Source organism: Tardiphaga sp., from assembly GCF_028290495.1.
GTDB lineage: Bacteria > Pseudomonadota > Alphaproteobacteria > Rhizobiales > Xanthobacteraceae > Tardiphaga.
This window is the reverse complement of the sequence record NZ_JAQGJT010000164.1, coordinates 1-18,444: the sequence shown is the minus strand read 5'-3', so window position 1 is coordinate 18,444 and position 18,444 is coordinate 1. Positions and strand designations below refer to the sequence as shown.

Genomic DNA, 18,444 nt, shown 5'->3' with positions numbered 1-18,444 from the left:
AGGAGCGCGCTCTTGCGCGCGTCTCGAAGGATGGCCACGGGCGCTACTGCGGGCCTCATGGTTCGAGACGCGCGAAGCCGCGCTCCTCACCATGAGGGGTGACATCTAGCCCCTACGCCGCCTTTTTCTTGGCGCTGATCAGCTTGCGGTTGATCAGGCACTCGGCGATCTGCACCGCGTTCAGCGCCGCGCCCTTGCGCAGATTGTCGGAGACGCACCACAGCGACAGCCCGTTCTCGACGGTATTATCTTCGCGGATGCGGCTGATATAGGTCGCATCCTCGCCGGCCGCCTCGTACGGCGTGACGTAGCCGCCGGGCTCGCGCTTGTCGATCACCAGACACCCCGGCGCATTGCGCAGGATGTCGCGGGCTTCATCGGCGGTGATCGGATGCTCGAATTCGATGTTGACGGCTTCCGAATGGCCGACGAACACCGGCACGCGCACGCAGGTCGCGGTCAGTCTGATTTTGGGATCAAGAATCTTCTTGGTCTCCATCATCATCTTCCACTCTTCCTTCGTGTAGCCATCCTCCATGAAGACGTCGATCTGGGGGATGACGTTGAAGGCGATGCGCACGGGGAACTTGTTCGCGATCAGCTCGCTGTTGGTGTAGACGGCCTTGGTCTGCGAGAACAATTCGTCCATCGCTTCCTTGCCCGCGCCCGACACCGACTGATAGGTCGAGACCACCACGCGCTTGATCACGGCCTTGTCGTGCAGCGGCTTCAAGGCAACCACGAGCTGTGCAGTCGAGCAGTTCGGATTGGCGATGATGCCCTTCTTGGTGAAGCCGGCGACGGCGTCGGCATTCACTTCCGGCACGATCAGCGGCACGTCCGGGTCCATGCGCCACTGCGACGAGTTGTCGATGACGACGGCGCCGGCTGCGGCGATCTTCGGCGACCATTCCTTGGACACCGCTCCGCCGGCCGACATCAGGCAGATGTCGACGTCGCTGAAGTCATAGTGTTCGAGCGCTTTGCATTTCAGGGTGCGGTCGCCATAGGAGACTTCGACGCCCATGCTGCGGCGGGAGGCCAGCGCCACCACCTCGTCAGCGGGGAATTTGCGTTCATCCAGGATGTTGAGCATTTCACGCCCGACATTGCCGGTCGCTCCGACCAGCGCGACTTTGTAACCCATCGTTCACTCTCCGAAGAAAAATGCTTCGCCCCCGCGTGGCGCGGAAGGGGAAGAGGCACGGCTTTTATGCGAGAAACGCTGCCAAGACAACGTCCTGCGGCCACTTCACGCCTACCGTGTGTTAGATGCGTTCAATTCCGGCTTCGCGCCACCCCCGACAGACCGGAATTCACCCGGCGCTGCAAAGTTTTGCGGACGAATGTGGTGCGCTCGCCGTGCGCTTGCTGGCCTACGCGGGCGTGCTGGGGCTGATCGCGATCGGCACGGTGCGGGTGTTCGACGGTCTTGATCTGGACTTCGCGGCCGTGCCCTCGGCCCGGAAGGACTGGGCAATCGTTGATCGCGTGCAGCCGGCCTTCGCCGTCAGCCAGTTCGATTCATCAGGTAAAACAGCAAGTTATGAAGTGCGACGACATCCGGACGGTGGCCGCAAGGACGTGCTGGGCTGGGCGGCCGCAGGTGAGCGGCGGGTTGCCGAGCTGGAGTTGTACCGACCGGGGGGCGAAGCCGCTCACGCCGGCCCGCCAGCGGACGAGATCGCCGGGCGCATGGACCCCGAAGGCAGCCTGCGCGAGATCGCCGGCGAGGGCATCGTCGACAGCAAGTTCGGCCCGGTGGCGCTGCTTGGCTTTGCCGACCGGCAGGGCGATGGCCAGCGCTGCCTCGGCTTCCTCAAGAATCTGGATTCCGCCAATCTGCGGATCTCCGGCTGGTCGTGCCAGGGCGACAGCCTGCCGGCGCGGCGCGCAGCTATCGCCTGCACGCTGAACCGGCTGGTGTTGCTGGCCGCCCGCAACGACGCGCCGCTGGCGGAATTGTTCGCCCGGGCCGAGCTGAAGCGTGGCGCCTGCGCCGCGGGTTCGGCGCTGCCGGCCATGTCGGCCGATTGGGTCACTGGCGCGCAGAACCCGCTGCTGCGCGGCAGCCTGTGAGGCCGGATGCCTTTAACTTGCTGAGCCGCATGCAACATTCGGCCGAAGCGCAGATTATCTGGACAGGTGTGGCCCGATTGACCTTGTGGCCACTGGTCTGCGACAGCTAAACTGTAACCAAATCGGGGTGCGCGTGCTTCGCTCGCCCATCTCAATGCCAATGAGGACGTGATGATCGTGAAATTCTCCGCCGCGAAGACGTTTGCAGTGCTGCTTTCGGCGGTCGCCGTGCTTGCGGTCAGCCTCGTGGCCTCGCCGGCCGATGCTGCGACCAAGCGCAAGGCGCGGGTCTATGACCGCGACGCCGCCTACGGTCAGCGCGGCCCGAACGTGTCCTACCAGGCCGGCCCGCGCACCCGCGTGTACATCACCAAGCGTTCCTGGCTCGATGCCGGCGTCGAAGTGCTGCCGGGCGACCGCAAGTTCAACGATTACGCCTTCCCGCCAGGCCAGTCTTTCGCCCGCGAGAACCTGAACCGCCCGCTGGACCGCCAGCCGCTCAATTCCTCCTGGGACCTCGGTGGGTACCCCGAGCGCTTTCCGCTGTACTGAGCGCAGCGATATTCAATTATGAAAAAGCCCGGCTCTCGCCGGGCTTTTTTGTTTTCTCCCATGTCGTCTCCGCTTTCGCGGGGACGACATGGGAGAGATTCAAGCGCCCTCAGGCGTGCAGCGCCTTCAATTCCGTCAGCACGGCCTCGCCCATCTGCGACGTGCTCACCGCGGTCATGCCATCCGACATGACGTCGGCTGTGCGCAAGCCTTTCGCCAGCACGGCGGCCATGGCCTGGTCGACCTTGTCGGCGAGGTCGCCAAGTTCCAGCGAATAGCGCAGCGCCATGCCGAACGAGGCGATCATCGCCAGCGGGTTGGCCTTGCCCTGGCCCGCAATATCCGGCGCCGAGCCGTGCACCGGCTCATACATCGCCTTGCGCTTGCCTGTGTTGGCATTGACCTCGCCGAGCGAGGCTGAGGGCAGCATGCCGAGCGAACCCGTCAGCATGGCCGCGATGTCGGAGAGCAGGTCGCCGAACAGATTGTCGGTGACGATGACGTCGAACTGCTTCGGCCACTTCACCAGCTGCATGCCGCCGGAATCCGCGAGCTGATGCTCCAGCTTGACGTCCGTGTACTCGCGGCCGTGAACCTGGGTGACCACCTCTTTCCACAACACGCCGGACTTCATGACGTTGTGCTTTTCCATCGACGTCACCTTGTTGCCGCGCTTGCGGGCAAGGTCGAAGGCGACGCGCGCGATGCGCTCGATCTCGTAGGTGTCGTAGATCTGGGTATCGATGCCGCGCTTCTGGCCGTTGCCGAGATCGGTGATCGTCTTGGGCTCGCCGAAATACACGCCGCCGGTCAATTCGCGCACGATCATGATGTCGAGACCCTCGACCACCTCGCGCTTCAGGCTGGAGGATTCCGCCAGCGCCGGATAGCACACCGCCGGGCGCAGGTTGGCGAACAGGCCGAGATCCTTGCGCAGCCGCAGCAGGCCGGCTTCCGGGCGATGCTCATAGGGCACGCTGTCCCACTTTGGCCCGCCGACCGCGCCGAAGATGATGGCGTCGGCGGCTTCCGCCCGGGCCATCGTCGCGTCGGTAATCGGAAGCTGATCCGCATCATAGGCGGCGCCGCCGACCAGACCGCTCTCGGTCGTGAAATGCGCGATGCCCTGCGCGTCGATCCAGTCGATCAGCCTGACCACTTCGGCCATCACTTCGGGGCCAATGCCGTCGCCGGGGAGAAGCAGCAGTTTGTGCGTTGCCATATCGATTGCCCTTGTTTCCTTGGGGGATTTGATTGCGGCGAGTGCTAAGGCGTCGGTGCCGGATTGGCAAGGCAGGGCTGCCCCGCGACGGCTTGTCTGGATGCGAAGACCTGCCATGCTCCGCGCGCCCGCCGGAGATTCCCGTGACAAAACCGATCCCATCGCCCGCTGCACTCGTGCGGCAAATCCTGATTCTTTCGCTGGCGCCGGCGATCGGGCTCGGCGTCGGCCGCTTCGCCTATTCGCTGGTACTGCCCGACATGCGCGACGCGCTGCACTGGTCGTATTCGTCAGCCGGCTTCATGAATACCATCAATGCCGGCGGCTATCTGGCGGGCGCGCTGGTCGCTGCACGCCTGAGCCAGCGGTTCGGCCTGTTCGCCGTGCTGCGTGCCGGTACCATCGCCTGCGTGGTCTCGCTGCTGATCTGCGGCTTGTCGGCCGACTTTGCGGTGTTGAGTTTCGCGCGGCTGCTGACCGGCTTCGGCGCCGCGGTGGCGTTCGTCGCCGGCGGCGCGCTGGCCGCGACGCTCGGGCAATCGCGGCCGGAACGTTCGAGTTTTCTGCTCAGCCTGTTCTATGCCGGACCGGGCGTCGGCATCCTGCTGTCCGGGCTGATCTCGCCGATCCTGCTGCAGGCGTTCGGGCCGGGCTCGTGGTGGATCGTCTGGCTGGTGCTGGCGGCGGTCTGCGCTGTGCTCGCGCTGCCATTGCTGGCGCGGCCGATCGATGCGTCGGCGGGCGTCTCGAGCGTCGCGCCGCCGCCGATGGCGCTGCGCCCGATATGGATTTTCCTCGCCAGCTATTTCATGTTCGGCGCCGGCTACATCGCCTACATGACCTTCATGATCGCCTATGTCCGCGATTTCGGCGGCGATGCCCTGGCGCAGAGCGCGTTCTGGTGCCTGATCGGTGTCAGCGCATTTGCCTCGCCCTGGGTGTGGCGCGGCGTGCTGGCGCGCGGCCGCAGCGGTTCGGCGATGGCCATCATTCTCGGCTGCAACGCGGTCGGCGCGGCGATGCCGCTGTTCGGCCATTCGCCGCTGCTGCTCGGCGCTTCCGCTCTGGTGTTCGGAGTATCGTTCTTCGCGGTGGTCGCCTCCACGACCGCCTTCGTACGCCTCAACTACTTGCCGCCGGCATGGCCGAAGGCGATCGCCGTCGTGACCATTGCGTTCGGCATAGGGCAGACGCTTGGACCGATCGTCGTCGGCGCGATCAGCGACGCCACGCGGAGCCTGACCTCGGCGCTCGTCGTCTCCGCCGCGACGCTGGCTCTGGGCGCTATCGGATCGGCGTTTCAGAAGCCCTTGCGGTGATGCTGTCTATGTCCTCCCTCTCCCACACGCGGTGAGGGAAGGATAAAACATCAACTTCCGCTGAAATCGTTGTAGCCCTGGTCTTCCCAGTAGCCGCCCTTGTAGTCGTTGGTGACTTCCATCGAGACGACATATTTCGGATTCTTGAAGCCGAGTTTGGTTGGCACGCGGATCTTCATCGGGAATCCGTAGGCGCGGGGCAGTATCTTGTTGTCGAACTTGAAGCTCATCTGCGTTTGCGGATGCAGCGCGGTCGGCATGTCCAGCGCACTGGCGTAATCCTCGGCGCAGCGGAAGTGAACCCATTTGGCTGTTGTGTCGGCGCCGACCAGCTTGAGGAAATCGCGCAGCGGCGTACCCTGCCAGGAGCCGATCGCGCTCCAGCCTTCGACGCAGATGTGCCGGGTGATCTGTGACACTTCGGGCAGCGCGTACAAGTCCTTCAGCGTCCACGGTTTCTTGTTCTGCACGAGGCCGGTGACTTCGAGCTTCCAGTCGGCGCCCTCGATCTCCGGCGCCTCGTCTTCGGAGTAGAAGCCGTTGAACGGGAATGGGCGCTTGATGTCTTTTTCCGAATAGGTCGGTGCCAGCGTGTTCGGATTGAAGATCGCGGCCTGCACTGCGTCGTTGAATTTCGACATCTGCACCAGCATGTTTTCGGCAGAGAGACTGTCGGTGACGTCGCAGCCGGTCAGCAACGTCAATGCGCCCAGGCTCGCGCCCGACGCGATGAAGCGGCGCCGCGACAGGTCGGGCATCAGTCTGGCAGCGTCCTTGACCAGAAGATTCTTGTCGACGCCGGGGATGATGAGGGAACGGATACGGCCGATCATGTTCGTTCTCCCTAGCGCCCGATGATCATGGCGCGCAGGCTCTTCGGAACCAGCAGCGCCAGAGCCACGTGAATGACGAGGAAGGCGCAGATCAGCGCCATCATCGTGAAATGCACATAGCGCGCGAAGTCGTAGCCGCCGAACAAAGCGGTCAGATACTGAAACTGCACCGGCTTCCAGATCGACAGGCCGGACAGCACCACGAAAATACCGACCATGATGATCCCGGCATAGAGCAGCTTCTGCACGTGGTTGTATTTGGTGAGATCGTCATGCGAGAGCTTGCCGGTCAGCGCCGCCTTGGTGTCGTCGATCACGCCGGCGGCAGAGATCGGCAGCAGCTTCTTGCGAAACCGCCCGGTGGCGAGGCCGGTGACGAGATAGACGAGGCCGTTGGCGACCAGCAGCCACATCGCGGCGAGATGCCACATGATGCCGCCGCCAAGCCAGCTGCCCAGCGTCAGCATCGGCGAAAAGGTAAAGTTGAACAGAGGCGAGGCGTTGTAGATCTGCCAGCCGGACATGATCATCAGCACCATCGCCACGGCGTTGATCCAGTGCACGATTCGCACCCAAGCGGGCTGGATCACTCTGGTTTTGGCAGGGGGGGCCTGCGCGTCGCTGAAAGGAATACTGGACATCGCACGATCCGTTTTGAAATGGCTCTGTCAACTATACGGCAAAATTCGCCGTTCGTTACCATCCACACCGCAGCGGCCAGTCTTGCCTATCACAAAAAAGCGAGCCGGGTTGCCCCGACTCGCTTCCTTGCGCCCGCGGGACGCGCGCGCACCCTGTGGGGACTAGTCAGGATGCGCGAAGTGTTTCGCGCTTCGGAAGCCGAACTTAGGCCTTCGGCATCAGCACGGTATCGATGACATGGATCACGCCGTTCGACTGGTTGACGTCGGCGATCGTGACGGTCGAGGTGCCGCCCTTGGCATCAACGATCATGACCTTGCCGTCAGCGGCCTTCACGGTGAGGACTTCGCCCTCGACGGTGGTCAGCTTCTGGCCATCCTTGAGGTCAGCGGCGTTCAGCTTGCCGGCGACGACATGGTAGGTCAGGATCTTGGTCAGGGCGGCCTTGCTCTCGGGCTTCACCAGGGTCTCAACCGTGCCGGCCGGCAGCTTGGCGAAAGCGGCGTTGGTCGGGGCGAACACGGTGAACGGGCCCTTGCTGGACAGCGTATCGACCAGACCGGCGGCCTTTACGGCGGCGACCAGCGTGGTGTGATCCTTGGAGTTGACGGCGTTCTCGACGATGTTCTTCGAGGGATACATCGGGGCGCCGCCGACCATCACGGTCTTCTCGCCGGACATCTCGCTCTTCTTCATCATCTTGTCTTCGGCCGATGCGGGGGCCAGCAGCGCGCCGGTGAGGGCGAGGGTGCTGAATGCGACGGCCGACAAAAATGCGATGCGCTTGGACATGGATCGTCTCCCATTGGATTGAATTGGACCGGCGCAATGCCGGTGCGTTGGGTGGCTACACACCGCGACGCTGACTGCTTGGAGCCGACTGCGCCGCCGATGCCCGAGTTACGGCAGCGTTTCAGCCCGGTTTCAGGAAATCTATTTTGCCGTACCCTGAAACTTTTGTGGCCGCGCCGCGTTGCGCGCGAGAAAATTGCCTTTGGGGGGGCATTCTTGCTAGTAAATGCGCGTCGTATTGACGCGATCGTTTTGGATCGCACCCCCGCCCGGAACTGCGTGACATCTCATGACGAACACCACCAACGCCAATCTGTTTTCCCGCCTGTTCGACGATCTCGATGACGCCGCGCGACTGGCGATCGAAACGCCTGAAGGCGATCACATCAGCTACGGCGATCTGATCGCTTTCGCCGGGCGTATCGCCAACGTGCTGGTCGCCCGCGGCGTCAAGCCGGGCGACCGCGTCGCCGCGCAGACCGAGAAGTCGGTGCCGGGGCTCGTGCTATATCTCGCCACGGTGCGTGCCGGCGCGGTCTATCTGCCGCTCAACACGGCGTACACGCTGAACGAGCTGGATTACTTCATCAGCGATGCCGAACCGTCGCTGATCGTCTGCGATCCTTCCAGGGCCGAGGGCTTTGCGAGCCTCGCCGCCAAGGTCGGTGCCAAGGTCGAGACGCTCGGCGCCGACGGCAAGGGTTCGCTGACCGATGCGGCGGCGAAGGAGAAGCCGGACTTCGCGACGGTGGCGCGTGCCGACGGCGATCTCGCCGCGATTCTCTACACCTCCGGCACCACCGGCCGCTCCAAGGGCGCGATGCTGACGCATGACAATCTGGCGTCGAATTCGTTGAGCCTCGTCAGCTACTGGCGCTTCACCGACAAGGACGTGCTGATCCACGCGCTGCCGATCTATCATACGCACGGCCTGTTCGTGGCCAGCAACGTCACGCTGTTCGCGCGCGCGTCGATGATCTTCCTGCCGAAGCTCGATCCCGAGCGGATCATCACGCTGATGGCGCGCGTCACGGTGCTGATGGGCGTGCCGACCTTCTACACGCGGTTGTTGCAGAGCGCGAACCTGACGAAGGAATCCACCGCGCACATGCGGCTGTTCATCTCCGGCTCCGCGCCGCTGCTGGCGGACACGCATCGTGAATGGTTTGCGCGCACCGGCCACGCCGTGCTGGAGCGCTATGGCATGACCGAGACTAACATGAACACGTCGAACCCCTATGATGGCGAGCGCGTTCCCGGCGCGGTCGGGCAGGCGCTACCCGGCGTGTCCGTGCGCGTCACCGATCCGGAGACGGGCAAGGAGATGGCGCCCGACACCATCGGCATGATCGAGGTCAAGGGCCCCAACGTGTTCAAGGGCTACTGGCGGATGCCGGAAAAGACCAAGGCGGAATTCCGCGACGACGGATTCTTCATTACCGGCGATCTCGGCAAGATCGACGCCAAGGGCTACGTCCACATTCTCGGACGCGGCAAGGACCTGGTGATCTCCGGTGGCTTCAACGTCTATCCGAAGGAAATCGAGAGCGAGATCGACGCGATGGCGGGTGTTGTCGAATCCGCCGTGATCGGCGTGCCGCACGCCGATTTCGGCGAAGGCGTCACCGCGGTGGTGGTGTCGGACAAGAATGCCGGCCTCACCGAAGCCGGCATTATCGCCGCGCTCGACGGCCGCATCGCCAAGTTCAAGATGCCGAAGCGCGTGTTCTTCGTCGACGACCTGCCGCGCAACACGATGGGCAAGGTGCAGAAGAACGTGCTGCGCGACACCTACGGGAAGATCTACGCGAAGTAGCGGATCTTCTTTCTTCCCCCTCTCCCCTTGTGGGAGAGGGTCGCTTCGCGAAGCGAAGACGGGTGAGGGGTGGCTACAAGCTCCATCGCAAAGACCCCCCTCATCCGTCGCGGACTTCGTCCGCGCCACCTTCTCCCACAAGGGGAGAAGGAAGAAAGCGGCCTACGCTGCTTTCTCCCCATCCTTCCCCAGCCACGCATACAGCGCCGGCAAAACCAGCAGCGTCAGCAGCGTTGCGCTGATCAGGCCGCCGATCACCACGGTGGCGATCGGGCGCTGCACTTCGGCGCCGGTACCGGTGGCGAGCGCCATCGGTACGAAGCCCAGGGAGGCCACCAGCGCCGTCATCGCGACCGGGCGCAGCCGTGTCAGCGCGCCCTCCTGTAACGCGTCGAGCCGCGCGCGGCCCTCTGCCATCAGTTGCTTGACGTAGGTCAGCATCACCAGCCCGTTCAGCACCGCGATGCCCGACAGCGCGATGAAGCCGACCGCGGCCGAGACCGAGAACGGCATGCCGCGCGCCCATAGCGCCAGCACGCCGCCGGTCAGCGCCAGCGGCACCGCGCTGAACACCAGCACGGCGTCGCGCGCCGAGCCGAGCGCGCTCATCAGCAGCAGGAAGATCAGCACGAAGCAGCCCGGCACCACCCAGAGAAGGCGTTCGCGCGCCGCGGCCAGATTTTCGAACTGGCCGCCCCACGTCGTCCAGTATCCCGGCGGCAGTTTCACCTCGGCATCGATCCTCGTGCGCGCCTCATTGGCGACCGAGGCGATGTCGCGGTCGCGGACATTGGCGGAGACCACGATGCGGCGCTTGCCGTTCTCGCGGCTGATCTGGTTCGGCCCCTCGCTGAAGGTGAAGGTCGCGAGCCGGCCGAGCGGAATCGTCACGGCGACATTGGGCAACGACACCGGCAGGTTCTTCAGCGCTTCGATGTCGCCCCGAATGGCTTCCGGCAGCCGTACCACGATCTCGAAGGCGCGGTCGCCCTCGAACACCGCGCCGGCATGGCGGCCGCCGATCGCGGTGCCGATCGCCTCCTGCACCAAGGCGAGGCTGAGGCCGCGGCGCGCGATCTCGGCCTTGTCGACGGCAATGTCGAGGATCGACAGGCCGCCCGCCTGCTCGACCTTGACGTCCGCCGCGCCCTTCGTGGCGCGCAGGATCGTGGCGATCTTGCTGGCGGCGTCCTGCAGCGGCTCGAACTCGTCGCCAAAGATCTTCACCGCGAGATCGCCGCGCACGCCGGCGATCAGCTCGTTGAAGCGCATCTGGATCGGCTGGGTGTACTCATACTGATTCCCCGGCAATTGCCCGACCGCGGCCTCAACCTGTTTCAGCAACTCGTCCTTGGGCAGTTTCGGATCGGGCCACTGCGCCTGCGGCTTCAGCATGACGAAGGTGTCCGACGCATTCGGCGGCATCGGGTCGGAGGCAACTTCGGCGGTGCCGGTCTTGGAGAACACCCGCGCCACTTGCGGCAGCGCCAGCAGGGCCTTCTCGACATCGCGCTGCATCGCCTGCGATTGCGTGAGGCTGGTGCCGGGAATCCGCAGCGCGTGCATCGCCAGGTTCTTCTCGTCGAGCGTCGGGATGAACTCCTGTCCGAGCCGCGAGAACAGCAGCACGGCGATGCCGAACAGCACCAGCGCGCTGGAGATCGCCGCCCACGGCCGCTGGATGCTGCGCGACAGCCATGGCGCGTAAAGCTTCTTCAGCCCGCGCACTGCAGCGTTGTCGCCTTCGCTGACGCGGCCGGTGACGAAGATCGCGATCATCGCCGGCACGAAGGTAAGCGACAGCACGAAGGCCGCTGCCAGCGCCAGCAGCACGGTGAGCGCCATCGGCTGGAACATCTTGCCCTCGACGCCGGTGAAGGTCAGCAGCGGCAGATAGACCAGCATGATGATGGCCTGGCCGTAGACGCTCGGACCGATCATCTCCTGCGCCGAGGCCTGCACGGTCTGCAGCCGCTCGTCGAGCGACAAGGTGCGCCCCGCCGCCTGTTGCTTCTCGGCGAGATGGCGCAGCGCGTTCTCGGCGATGATCACGGCGCCGTCGACGATCAGGCCGAAGTCCAGCGCGCCGAGGCTCATCAGATTGGCGCTGATCTTTCCCTGCAGCATCCCGGCCGCGGTCATCAGCATCGCCAGCGGAATCACCAATGCGGCGATCAGCGCGGCGCGGACATTGCCGAGCAGTGCGAACAGCACGATGATCACCAGAGCCGCGCCTTCGCCGAGATTGAAGGCGAGGGTTTTCACGGTGGCATCGACCAGCGCGGTGCGGTCGAGGACCGTGGTGAGTTCGATGCCGGCAGGCAGCGTCTTGCGGATCTGCGCGAGGCGCGTTTCCACGGCGCTCGCCACCGTGCGGCTGTTGCTGCCGATCAGCATCAAGGCGGTGCCGATCACCACCTCGTCGCCGTTCATGCTGGCGCTGCCGGTACGAATCTCGCCACCGATCTCGACGTGGGCGACGTCGCTGATAACCAGCGGCACGCCGTTGCGCGTCGTCACCACGACGTTGGAGATATCAGCGATATTCTGCAGCCGCCCGCCGGTGCGCACCACGATGCCTTCGCCATTGCGCTCGATGGCGCCGGCGCCGCGGCTGACATTGTTGGCTTCGATGGCGCGGGTGATGTCGGCGAACGACAGGCCCAGCGCGATCAGCCTGATCGGGTCCGGCTGCACCGCATACTGCTTGGCAAAGCCGCCAATTGAATCAACCCCGGCCACGCCAGTGACGCTGCGGATCTGCGGCTTGACGATCCAGTCCTGCACCGTGCGCAGATAAGCGGCGCGCGCGACCTCGGTGGTCAGCCGCTCGCCTTCCGGCGTGACGTAGACGCCTTGTGCGGTAGGCGCATAGGCAATCGACCAGATCAGGATCTCGCCGAGTCCGGTGGAGATCGGGCCCATCTTCGGATCGACCTGCTCGGGTAGCGTGGCGCGCAGCTCGATCAGGCGTTCGTTGATCTGTTGGCGCGCGAAGTAAATGTTGGTGGCCTCGGCGAACACCGCGGTGACCTGCGAGAAGCCATTGCGCGAGATCGAGCGCGTGCTTTCCAGCCCGGCGATCCCCGCCAGCGCGGTCTCGATCCGCAGCGTTACCTGCTTCTCGATTTCGGCCGGCGAGAGCGCCGGCGCAGTCGTGTTGACCTGCACCTGCTTGTTGGTGATGTCCGGCACGGCGTCGATCGGCAGCCGCATCAGCGACCATGCGCCCACCAAGCCGGCGGCGAGACTGAGCCAGACCACGAGCCAGCGGCGCTGGATCGCGAGAGCGAGAATGAAGCGGATCATCTGAAGTCTTTCATGCGGCTGTGCCGACCTTCGCGTTCGTCATTGCGAGGAGCCATTGCGCCGAAACAATCCAGTCTTCGCTTGTGGCCTTCTGGATTGCTTCGCTACGCTCGCAATGACGACCGCAGATGGCTGAGCTGGTTGGCTTCTAGTGCTGATGCTCGACGGCGGCCTTGCCGAGGTCGGCCTTGAGGACGAAGCTGTTGGCGGTGGCGATGCGCTCGCCGCGCTGGAGTCCGGCGGTGACTTCGGCCACGCGGCCGTCCTGCCGGCCGAGCGTGACGCGGCGCGCCTCGAAGCCCTCAAGCGTGCGCACGAACACCACGCTCTCGCGCTCGATCGTCTGCAGCGCCGCGCGCGGCACCACGAGGCCGGCCGCGCCCTGATCGACAGGAATTTCCGCCGACACGTAAGCGCCGGGCCGCCAGACCTGTGCGGCGTTGTCGACCGTGGCGATCACACGCGCCGAGCGGGTGTCCTTGTCGAGCAGCGGGCTGATGAAGCTGATCGTGGCGGGGGAGGTTGCTGCGCCGGAGGCGATCTGGATGGTCTGGCCCTCGCGGATGCCGGCGAGATCAGCCGGCGATACCGCGAGCTCGGCCCACACGACGCCGAGATCGACGATGGTGAACAACTCGCTCTCCTGGCCCTCGCGGCCGACCAGCGAGCCCAGTTCGACGCGACGCTCGCTGATGCGCCCGGCGATCGGCGCGCGCAACTCCTGGCGGCGCAGCGTCTCGACCGGCTGCTGCGGCAGCGCCTCGATCTGCCCGGCATCGAGGCTGAGCGCAAACAGCTTCTGCCGCGATAGCTCCAGCTTGATACGGGCGTCCTCGAAACTGGTGCGCGCGCGCAGGAAGTCGTTTTCGCTGAGCACCTTGCCTTCCCACAGCGTGGTCGAGCGGTTGAACAGGGTCTGTTGCAGGTTGAACACCAGCCGCGCGCCGAGATATTCGCTCTTGGCGTCGGCGACTTCGCGGCTTTCGATGACGGCCACGACTTCGCCGGCCGTGACTCTGTCGCCGAGTCGCTTGCGCAATTCCGCGACGGTGCCGAGCAGCCGCACGGCGACCCGTGCAATGTGATCGCCTGAAGGCACGATGGTGCCGGGCACCGTGATGTTTCGCGCGATCGTGCCGGCGTGGACGTCCGCGATGGCAAAGCGGCCGGCCTCGACCTGTTGCGCGCTGAGCTTGATGGCGGCTTCGTCGGGGTGGCCCGCTTTGGTCGCCGGCTTGTCGTCATGCGCCAGTAACGGCTGCATTGTGCCGAGCAGCAGGGCTGCGGCCAGAAATATCCTGATCATGTGAGTTGATTCCGCACCCGGCGCCACGCGCCTGTGTCGTGTTGATCCATATCCATGCGAACAGGCCGCCGCATTGTCGTTACGACAGCGGCCATGCCTTCGGCCTCAGTGGGCCGCGGGAGGGATCAGGCGCGGGGTGGTTTGAACAGTGGCAGGCCGGCGAGCGAGGCGGGGGCCTCGGCTCCAGCGAATGCGGGCGCGCGCAGCGTCAGTTCGGCTGGCATGCTGACGAGGGTCGTGGCGGGTGCGGTGACGTGCGACAGGCAATGGCCGCTATGCGCAGGCAGCATCTCGTCGGGCACGTTCGGCGTGGCGCCGCTGTCGTTCATCGCGATGATGGCCGAGCCGTCCGCCGCGAGAGCAAAGCCATCGCCGGCGCAGTGGATCAGCGACAGCAGCAGGCCAAGCGTCAGCGCCAGCACGAACGGCAACCGCCGCAGGCGGCTTCCCGATCCTGAAATCCTTGCGCTGTGAATGGCCTGTCTCATCGTACTTTCATAGGGCGGTGGCGATATGGCGTTTTCAAGGTTGATCAGACCGCGTGTCCCGGCACCAGCGAACATGGTGACGCAGCCGAAGTCTCGACCTGGATGGTGGCGTGCTCGATGCCGAACTCGCGGTGCAGCCGCTGCGCCACGTCCATCACATAGGAATCGCCGGGATGGCCCGCGGGGATCACCATGTGGCAGGTCAGCGCGATATCGGTCGTGCTCATCGGCCAGATGTGCAGGTCGTGGACTTCCGTGACGCCCTCGCATTGCTCGAGATAGCCGCGCACGGCGGCCGGATCGATGCCGCGCGGCACGGCGCTCAGCGACATCGCGGTGGAATCGCGCAGCAGACCCCAGGTGCCCCAGACGATCAGCGCGCTGATGGCCAGGCTGGTGAGCGGGTCGAGCCAGCTCCAGCCAGTGTAGAGGATCACCAGTCCGGCCAGCACCACGCCGGCCGACACCGCGGCATCGGCGACCATGTGCAGATAGGCGCCGCGAATGTTGAGGTCGCCCTTGCTGCCCGAGGCGAACAGCCAGGCGGTCACGCCATTGACCAGGATGCCGATGCCCGCCACCACCATCACGGTGACGCCGGCGACCGGTTCGGGGTTGATCAGCCGCAGCACGGCTTCCCAGGCGATCGCGCCGACGGCGAGCAGCAGGAAGACGGCGTTGAACAACGCCGCGAGGATCGATGAGCCTTTCAGCCCGTAGGTGAAACGCGGCGTCGGCGCGCGCTTCGACAGGATCGCCGCGGTCCAGGCCGCTACCAGTCCAAGTACATCCGACAGATTGTGCCCGGCATCGGCGACCAGCGCCATAGAACCACTGGCAAAGCCGTAGACCGCCTCGACGATGACGAAGGCGGTGTTGAGCGTGATGCCGATCGCAAACGCGCGGCCGAAATTGGCCGGCGCATGGGAGTGTCCGCCGACCCCACGTGCCGGATGGTCATGGCCCTCATGGTCGTCACGGTGGTCGTGCTTGTGGGGGGCGTGGTCCATCATCATTCCGGTCGGAGGCATGCAGCTGCGACCTCCTTACAGGCAAAGTATCGTGCAACACTATCACGGCCGCCGGCGTCGATTACCTTTTGCAATTGCCGCATGGGAACCTCGTGAATCTTGCTTCAGTGCCGGTCCTCTGCACCGCCCGCCAAAGCTGTCAACGCCCATAAACGCAAGCCTGATTACAAGCTATGAACGTAAATTCGATACAAGCGATTTCGCGATTGCACTAGCTGTTTCGAGTTCGTAAATAGAATTGCTCTACGCGATCCCCCTCCGGGCCGTTTTGCGCCCGCCAACCTGTCAAAGTTGTTGAATGACCGCCAGGATCGAACGACCCCTTTCGCCCCATCTTCAGGTCTATCGCTGGACGCTGACGATGGCGCTTTCCATTGTCCATCGCGCCACCGGCGTGGCCCTGTATTTCGGCACGATACTGCTGGTCTGGTGGCTGATCGCCGCCGCGTCCGGCCCGACGGCCTATGCCCATGTCCAGGCGTTCACCGGCAGCATTATCGGCCGGCTGATCGCCTTCGGTTACACTTGGGCGCTGATGCACCACATGCTGTCCGGCGTCCGCCATCTCGTGTGGGACCTCGGCTACGGCTTCAAGGCCAGCGAGCGCGAGTGGCTCACCTGGGCGGCGTTGATCGGCGGCATCTGCCTGACGATCCTGCTCTGGGTCGTGGCCTACGCCATTGGAGGCGGACGATGAGCGCGCCGAACACCAACCCCCCGAAGTCGATGCGCACCCCCCTTAGCCGCGTTCGCGGTCTCGGCTCGTCGCATTCCGGCACCTCTGATTTCTGGCGCCAGCGGATCACCGCCGTGGCGATGATCCTGCTGATGATCCCGGTAATCGTGATCATCATGATGCTGCTCGGCCGCAACCAGGCCGGCGCAGCGCAGATACTCGGCTCGCCGCTGGTCGCGCTGCTGCTGATCATGTTCATTGCCGCCAGCGTCTGGCACATGAAGATCGGCATGCAGGTTGTGCTCGAAGACTATGTGATCAACGAGAAGCTGAAGCTGATCTCGATCATGGCCAACAATTTCTTCTCGGCCGCGGTCGCGCTGGCCTCGATCTACGCCATCCTCAAATTGTCATCTGGAGTGTAGCGCATGGCCGCGAACGGCAACGGCGCAAACGGCACGGGCATCTCGGCCTATCCGATTGAAGATCATACCTACGACGTCGTCGTGGTCGGCGCCGGCGGCGCTGGCCTGCGTGCGGTCGTCGGCTGCGGCGAAGCGGGCCTGCGCACGGCCTGCATTACCAAAGTGTTCCCGACCCGCTCGCACACCGTTGCGGCGCAGGGCGGCATCTCCGCCTCGCTCGGCAACATGCACGAGGATAACTGGCGCTGGCATATGTACGACACCGTCAAAGGGTCGGACTGGCTGGGCGATCAGGACTCGATCGAATACATGGTGCGTAACGCACCGGACGCCGTTTACGAGCTTGAGCACTGGGGCGTGCCGTTCTCGCGCACCGAAGACGGCCGGATTTATCAGCGCCCGTTCGGCGGCATGACGCTGGACTACGGCAAGGGCCAGGCGCAGCGCACCTGCGCCGCCGCCGACCGCACCGGTCACGCCATGCTGCACACGATGTACGGCCAGGCGCTGCGCCACGCGGCCGAGTTCTTCATCGAATACTTCGCCATCGATCTGATCATGGATGATCAGGGCGTCTGCCGCGGCGTCATCGCGCTCAAGCTCGACGACGGCACGCTGCACCGCTTCAAGGCGCAGACCACGATTCTGGCCACCGGCGGCTACGGCCGCGCTTACGCTTCCTGCACCTCGGCGCATACCTGCACCGGCGACGGCGGCGCGATGGCGCTGCGTGCCGGCCTGCCGCTGCAGGACATGGAGTTCATCCAGTTCCATCCGACCGGCATCTACGGCTCGGGCTGCTTGGTCACCGAAGGCGCGCGCGGCGAAGGCGGCTATCTCGTCAACGCCGAAGGCGAGCGCTTCATGGAGCGCTACGCGCCCTCCGCCAAGGATCTGGCTTCGCGTGACGTCGTCTCGCGCGCGATGACCATCGAAATCCGCGAAGGTCGCGGCGTCGGCAAGAAGAAGGATCACATCTTCCTGCACCTCGACCATCTCGATCCCAAGGTGCTGCAGGAGCGTCTGCCGGGCATCTCGGACTCCGCGCGCATCTTCGCCGGCGTCGATGTCACCAAGGAGCCGATCCCGATCGTTCCCACGGTGCACTACAACATGGGCGGCATCCCGACCAATTATCATGGCGAAGTCGTCACCAAGAAGGACGGTGATGACAACGCAGTGGTACAGGGCCTGATGGCTGTGGGCGAAGCCGCCTGCGTCTCGGTGCACGGCGCCAACCGCCTCGGCTCCAACTCGCTAATCGATCTCGTGGTGTTCGGCCGCGCCGCGGCTTTGCGCTGCGCCGAGAAGCTGACGCCCAACGCCAAGCAGCCCGACCTGCCGGCGAACTCCGCCGAACTGGCGCTGGGTCGCCTCGACCACTACCGCTACGCCAAGGGCGGCACGCCGACCGCGAAGCTGCGCGAAAACATGCAGCATGTGATGCAGACCAACTGCGCCGTGTTCCGCACCGGCGAGATCCTGACCGAAGGCCAGGACCTGATCCAGAAGGTGCATGCAGGCATCGTCGATGTCGGCGTTTCCGACCGTTCGCTGACCTGGAATTCCGACCTGGTCGAGACGCTCGAATTCGACAACCTGATCGTTCAGGCCGTTGTCACGATGGACTCGGCGGCGAACCGCACCGAGAGCCGCGGCGCGCATGCCCGCGAGGACTTCTCGGCGCGCGACGACGTCAACTGGATGAAGCACACGCTGGCGTGGCTCGATGGTGGTGGCAAGACCAACATCCAGTACCGCCCGGTGCACGATTACACGATGACCAATGATGTGCAGTACATCCCGCCCAAGGCGCGGGTGTACTGATGACAGCGAAGGCTTGAGAATATGGTCGAGTTCGCACTTCCGAAGAATTCCAAGATCACCGGCGGCAAGGAATGGCCGAAGCCGGCCGGCGCCACGCAGACGCGCGAGTTTCGCGTCTATCGCTGGA

At 64.6% G+C, this 18,444-nt stretch carries 16 protein-coding genes and 1 pseudogene; 8 read left to right on the top strand and 9 right to left on the bottom strand.

From position 1 onward, the window contains the following. Positions 1 to 112 precede the first annotated feature (112 nt). A complete protein-coding gene (locus tag JWQ24_RS24700; protein ID WP_299813893.1) occupies positions 113 to 1,147 on the bottom strand; it encodes an aspartate-semialdehyde dehydrogenase in 1,035 nt (344 codons plus the stop codon). A 125-nt stretch (positions 1,148 to 1,272) separates the two neighbouring features. Here JWQ24_RS24700 and JWQ24_RS24695 point away from each other — a divergent pair, with 125 nt between their 5' ends. Together JWQ24_RS24695 and JWQ24_RS24690 are read left to right on the top strand one after the other, a co-directional pair. Then, positions 1,273 to 2,079 carry a hypothetical protein gene (locus JWQ24_RS24695; RefSeq protein ID WP_299813890.1) on the top strand — a complete coding sequence of 269 codons (807 nt, stop codon included), beginning with the start codon at positions 1,273 to 1,275 and terminating at the stop codon, positions 2,077 to 2,079. Positions 2,080 to 2,250: 171 nt separating this feature from the next. After that, positions 2,251 to 2,631 carry a hypothetical protein gene (locus JWQ24_RS24690; RefSeq protein ID WP_299813887.1) on the top strand — a complete coding sequence of 127 codons (381 nt, stop codon included), beginning with the start codon at positions 2,251 to 2,253 and terminating at the stop codon, positions 2,629 to 2,631. Between the two features lie 109 nt (positions 2,632 to 2,740). Here JWQ24_RS24690 and leuB read toward each other — a convergent pair whose 3' ends face one another. Next, positions 2,741 to 3,853 (bottom strand): 3-isopropylmalate dehydrogenase, encoded by a 1,113-nt coding sequence (leuB, locus tag JWQ24_RS24685; protein ID WP_299813884.1) that lies wholly within the window; start codon positions 3,851 to 3,853, stop codon positions 2,741 to 2,743. Between the two features lie 143 nt (positions 3,854 to 3,996). Between leuB and JWQ24_RS24680 the strand changes: the two genes are divergently transcribed. Next, positions 3,997 to 5,172 (top strand): YbfB/YjiJ family MFS transporter, encoded by a 1,176-nt coding sequence (locus tag JWQ24_RS24680; protein WP_299813881.1) that lies wholly within the window; start codon positions 3,997 to 3,999, stop codon positions 5,170 to 5,172. A 50-nt stretch (positions 5,173 to 5,222) separates the two neighbouring features. On the opposite strand, the gene JWQ24_RS24675 is transcribed toward JWQ24_RS24680, so the two are convergent. From JWQ24_RS24675 to JWQ24_RS24665, 3 genes are all read right to left on the bottom strand, one after another. Then, complete coding sequence (locus JWQ24_RS24675; protein ID WP_299813878.1) at positions 5,223 to 6,005, bottom strand: molybdopterin-dependent oxidoreductase; 783 nt, start codon at positions 6,003 to 6,005, stop codon at positions 5,223 to 5,225. Between the two features lie 11 nt (positions 6,006 to 6,016). Next, positions 6,017 to 6,646, bottom strand: coding sequence for a cytochrome b/b6 domain-containing protein (locus tag JWQ24_RS24670; RefSeq protein WP_299813875.1), 630 nt, complete (start codon positions 6,644 to 6,646; stop codon positions 6,017 to 6,019). Positions 6,647 to 6,851: 205 nt separating this feature from the next. Then, complete coding sequence (locus JWQ24_RS24665) at positions 6,852 to 7,439, bottom strand: fasciclin domain-containing protein (RefSeq protein WP_299813872.1); 588 nt, start codon at positions 7,437 to 7,439, stop codon at positions 6,852 to 6,854. A 289-nt stretch (positions 7,440 to 7,728) separates the two neighbouring features. Between JWQ24_RS24665 and JWQ24_RS24660 the strand changes: the two genes are divergently transcribed. Next, positions 7,729 to 9,255, top strand: a complete 1,527-nt coding sequence (locus JWQ24_RS24660; RefSeq protein ID WP_299813869.1) for a malonyl-CoA synthase — start codon at positions 7,729 to 7,731, stop codon at positions 9,253 to 9,255. Between the two features lie 162 nt (positions 9,256 to 9,417). Here the strand turns inward: JWQ24_RS24660 and JWQ24_RS24655 are convergent, their stop codons facing one another. The 4 genes from JWQ24_RS24655 to JWQ24_RS24640 form a co-directional block, all read right to left on the bottom strand. Then, the gene (locus JWQ24_RS24655) at positions 9,418 to 12,564 is read right to left on the bottom strand and encodes a CusA/CzcA family heavy metal efflux RND transporter (protein ID WP_299813867.1); all 3,147 of its coding nucleotides are present in this window, start codon (positions 12,562 to 12,564) and stop codon (positions 9,418 to 9,420) included. A gap of 148 nt (positions 12,565 to 12,712) precedes the next feature. Continuing rightward, positions 12,713 to 13,870 carry an efflux RND transporter periplasmic adaptor subunit gene (locus JWQ24_RS24650; RefSeq protein WP_299813864.1) on the bottom strand — a complete coding sequence of 386 codons (1,158 nt, stop codon included), beginning with the start codon at positions 13,868 to 13,870 and terminating at the stop codon, positions 12,713 to 12,715. Positions 13,871 to 13,995: 125 nt separating this feature from the next. After that, positions 13,996 to 14,358 (bottom strand): ferrichrome ABC transporter substrate-binding protein, encoded by a 363-nt coding sequence (locus JWQ24_RS24645; protein WP_299813861.1) that lies wholly within the window; start codon positions 14,356 to 14,358, stop codon positions 13,996 to 13,998. A gap of 44 nt (positions 14,359 to 14,402) precedes the next feature. Further along, the gene (locus JWQ24_RS24640) at positions 14,403 to 15,368 is read right to left on the bottom strand and encodes a cation diffusion facilitator family transporter (RefSeq protein ID WP_299813896.1); all 966 of its coding nucleotides are present in this window, start codon (positions 15,366 to 15,368) and stop codon (positions 14,403 to 14,405) included. Positions 15,369 to 15,687: 319 nt separating this feature from the next. Here JWQ24_RS24640 and sdhC point away from each other — a divergent pair, with 319 nt between their 5' ends. The 4 genes and pseudogenes from sdhC to JWQ24_RS24620 all read left to right on the top strand — a co-directional run. After that, the gene (gene sdhC / locus JWQ24_RS24635; protein ID WP_299813858.1) at positions 15,688 to 16,086 is read left to right on the top strand and encodes a succinate dehydrogenase, cytochrome b556 subunit; all 399 of its coding nucleotides are present in this window, start codon (positions 15,688 to 15,690) and stop codon (positions 16,084 to 16,086) included. After that, on the top strand, positions 16,083 to 16,490 hold the full coding sequence (gene sdhD, locus JWQ24_RS24630) for a succinate dehydrogenase, hydrophobic membrane anchor protein (RefSeq protein ID WP_299813855.1): 408 nt from the start codon (positions 16,083 to 16,085) through the stop codon (positions 16,488 to 16,490). The genes sdhC and sdhD overlap by 4 nt, the downstream gene beginning before the upstream one ends. 3 nt (positions 16,491 to 16,493) lie before the next feature. Next, positions 16,494 to 18,317, top strand: coding sequence for a succinate dehydrogenase flavoprotein subunit (gene sdhA / locus JWQ24_RS24625; protein WP_299813852.1), 1,824 nt, complete (start codon positions 16,494 to 16,496; stop codon positions 18,315 to 18,317). 21 nt (positions 18,318 to 18,338) lie between these two features. Further along, a pseudogene (locus JWQ24_RS24620) lies at positions 18,339 to 18,444 on the top strand (succinate dehydrogenase iron-sulfur subunit); the annotation flags it as partial.

Excerpts from the sequence above, each read along its gene's own strand:
- JWQ24_RS24700 (WP_299813893.1), bottom strand. The coding sequence starts at position 1,147 with ATGGGTTACAAAGTCGCGCTGGTCGGAGCGACCGGCAATGTCGGGCGT.
- JWQ24_RS24695 (WP_299813890.1), top strand. The coding sequence starts at position 1,273 with ATGCGTTCAATTCCGGCTTCGCGCCACCCCCGACAGACCGGAATTCAC.
- JWQ24_RS24690 (WP_299813887.1), top strand. The coding sequence starts at position 2,251 with ATGATCGTGAAATTCTCCGCCGCGAAGACGTTTGCAGTGCTGCTTTCG.
- leuB (WP_299813884.1), bottom strand. The coding sequence starts at position 3,853 with ATGGCAACGCACAAACTGCTGCTTCTCCCCGGCGACGGCATTGGCCCC.
- JWQ24_RS24675 (WP_299813878.1), bottom strand. The coding sequence starts at position 6,005 with ATGATCGGCCGTATCCGTTCCCTCATCATCCCCGGCGTCGACAAGAAT.
- JWQ24_RS24670 (WP_299813875.1), bottom strand. The coding sequence starts at position 6,646 with ATGTCCAGTATTCCTTTCAGCGACGCGCAGGCCCCCCCTGCCAAAACC.
- JWQ24_RS24665 (WP_299813872.1), bottom strand. The coding sequence starts at position 7,439 with ATGTCCAAGCGCATCGCATTTTTGTCGGCCGTCGCATTCAGCACCCTC.
- JWQ24_RS24660 (WP_299813869.1), top strand. The coding sequence starts at position 7,729 with ATGACGAACACCACCAACGCCAATCTGTTTTCCCGCCTGTTCGACGAT.
- JWQ24_RS24655 (WP_299813867.1), bottom strand. The coding sequence starts at position 12,564 with ATGATCCGCTTCATTCTCGCTCTCGCGATCCAGCGCCGCTGGCTCGTG.
- JWQ24_RS24650 (WP_299813864.1), bottom strand. The coding sequence starts at position 13,870 with ATGATCAGGATATTTCTGGCCGCAGCCCTGCTGCTCGGCACAATGCAG.
- JWQ24_RS24645 (WP_299813861.1), bottom strand. The coding sequence starts at position 14,358 with ATGAGACAGGCCATTCACAGCGCAAGGATTTCAGGATCGGGAAGCCGC.
- JWQ24_RS24640 (WP_299813896.1), bottom strand. The coding sequence starts at position 15,368 with ATGGACCACGCCCCCCACAAGCACGACCACCGTGACGACCATGAGGGC.
- sdhC (WP_299813858.1), top strand. The coding sequence starts at position 15,688 with ATGACCGCCAGGATCGAACGACCCCTTTCGCCCCATCTTCAGGTCTAT.
- sdhD (WP_299813855.1), top strand. The coding sequence starts at position 16,083 with ATGAGCGCGCCGAACACCAACCCCCCGAAGTCGATGCGCACCCCCCTT.
- sdhA (WP_299813852.1), top strand. The coding sequence starts at position 16,494 with ATGGCCGCGAACGGCAACGGCGCAAACGGCACGGGCATCTCGGCCTAT.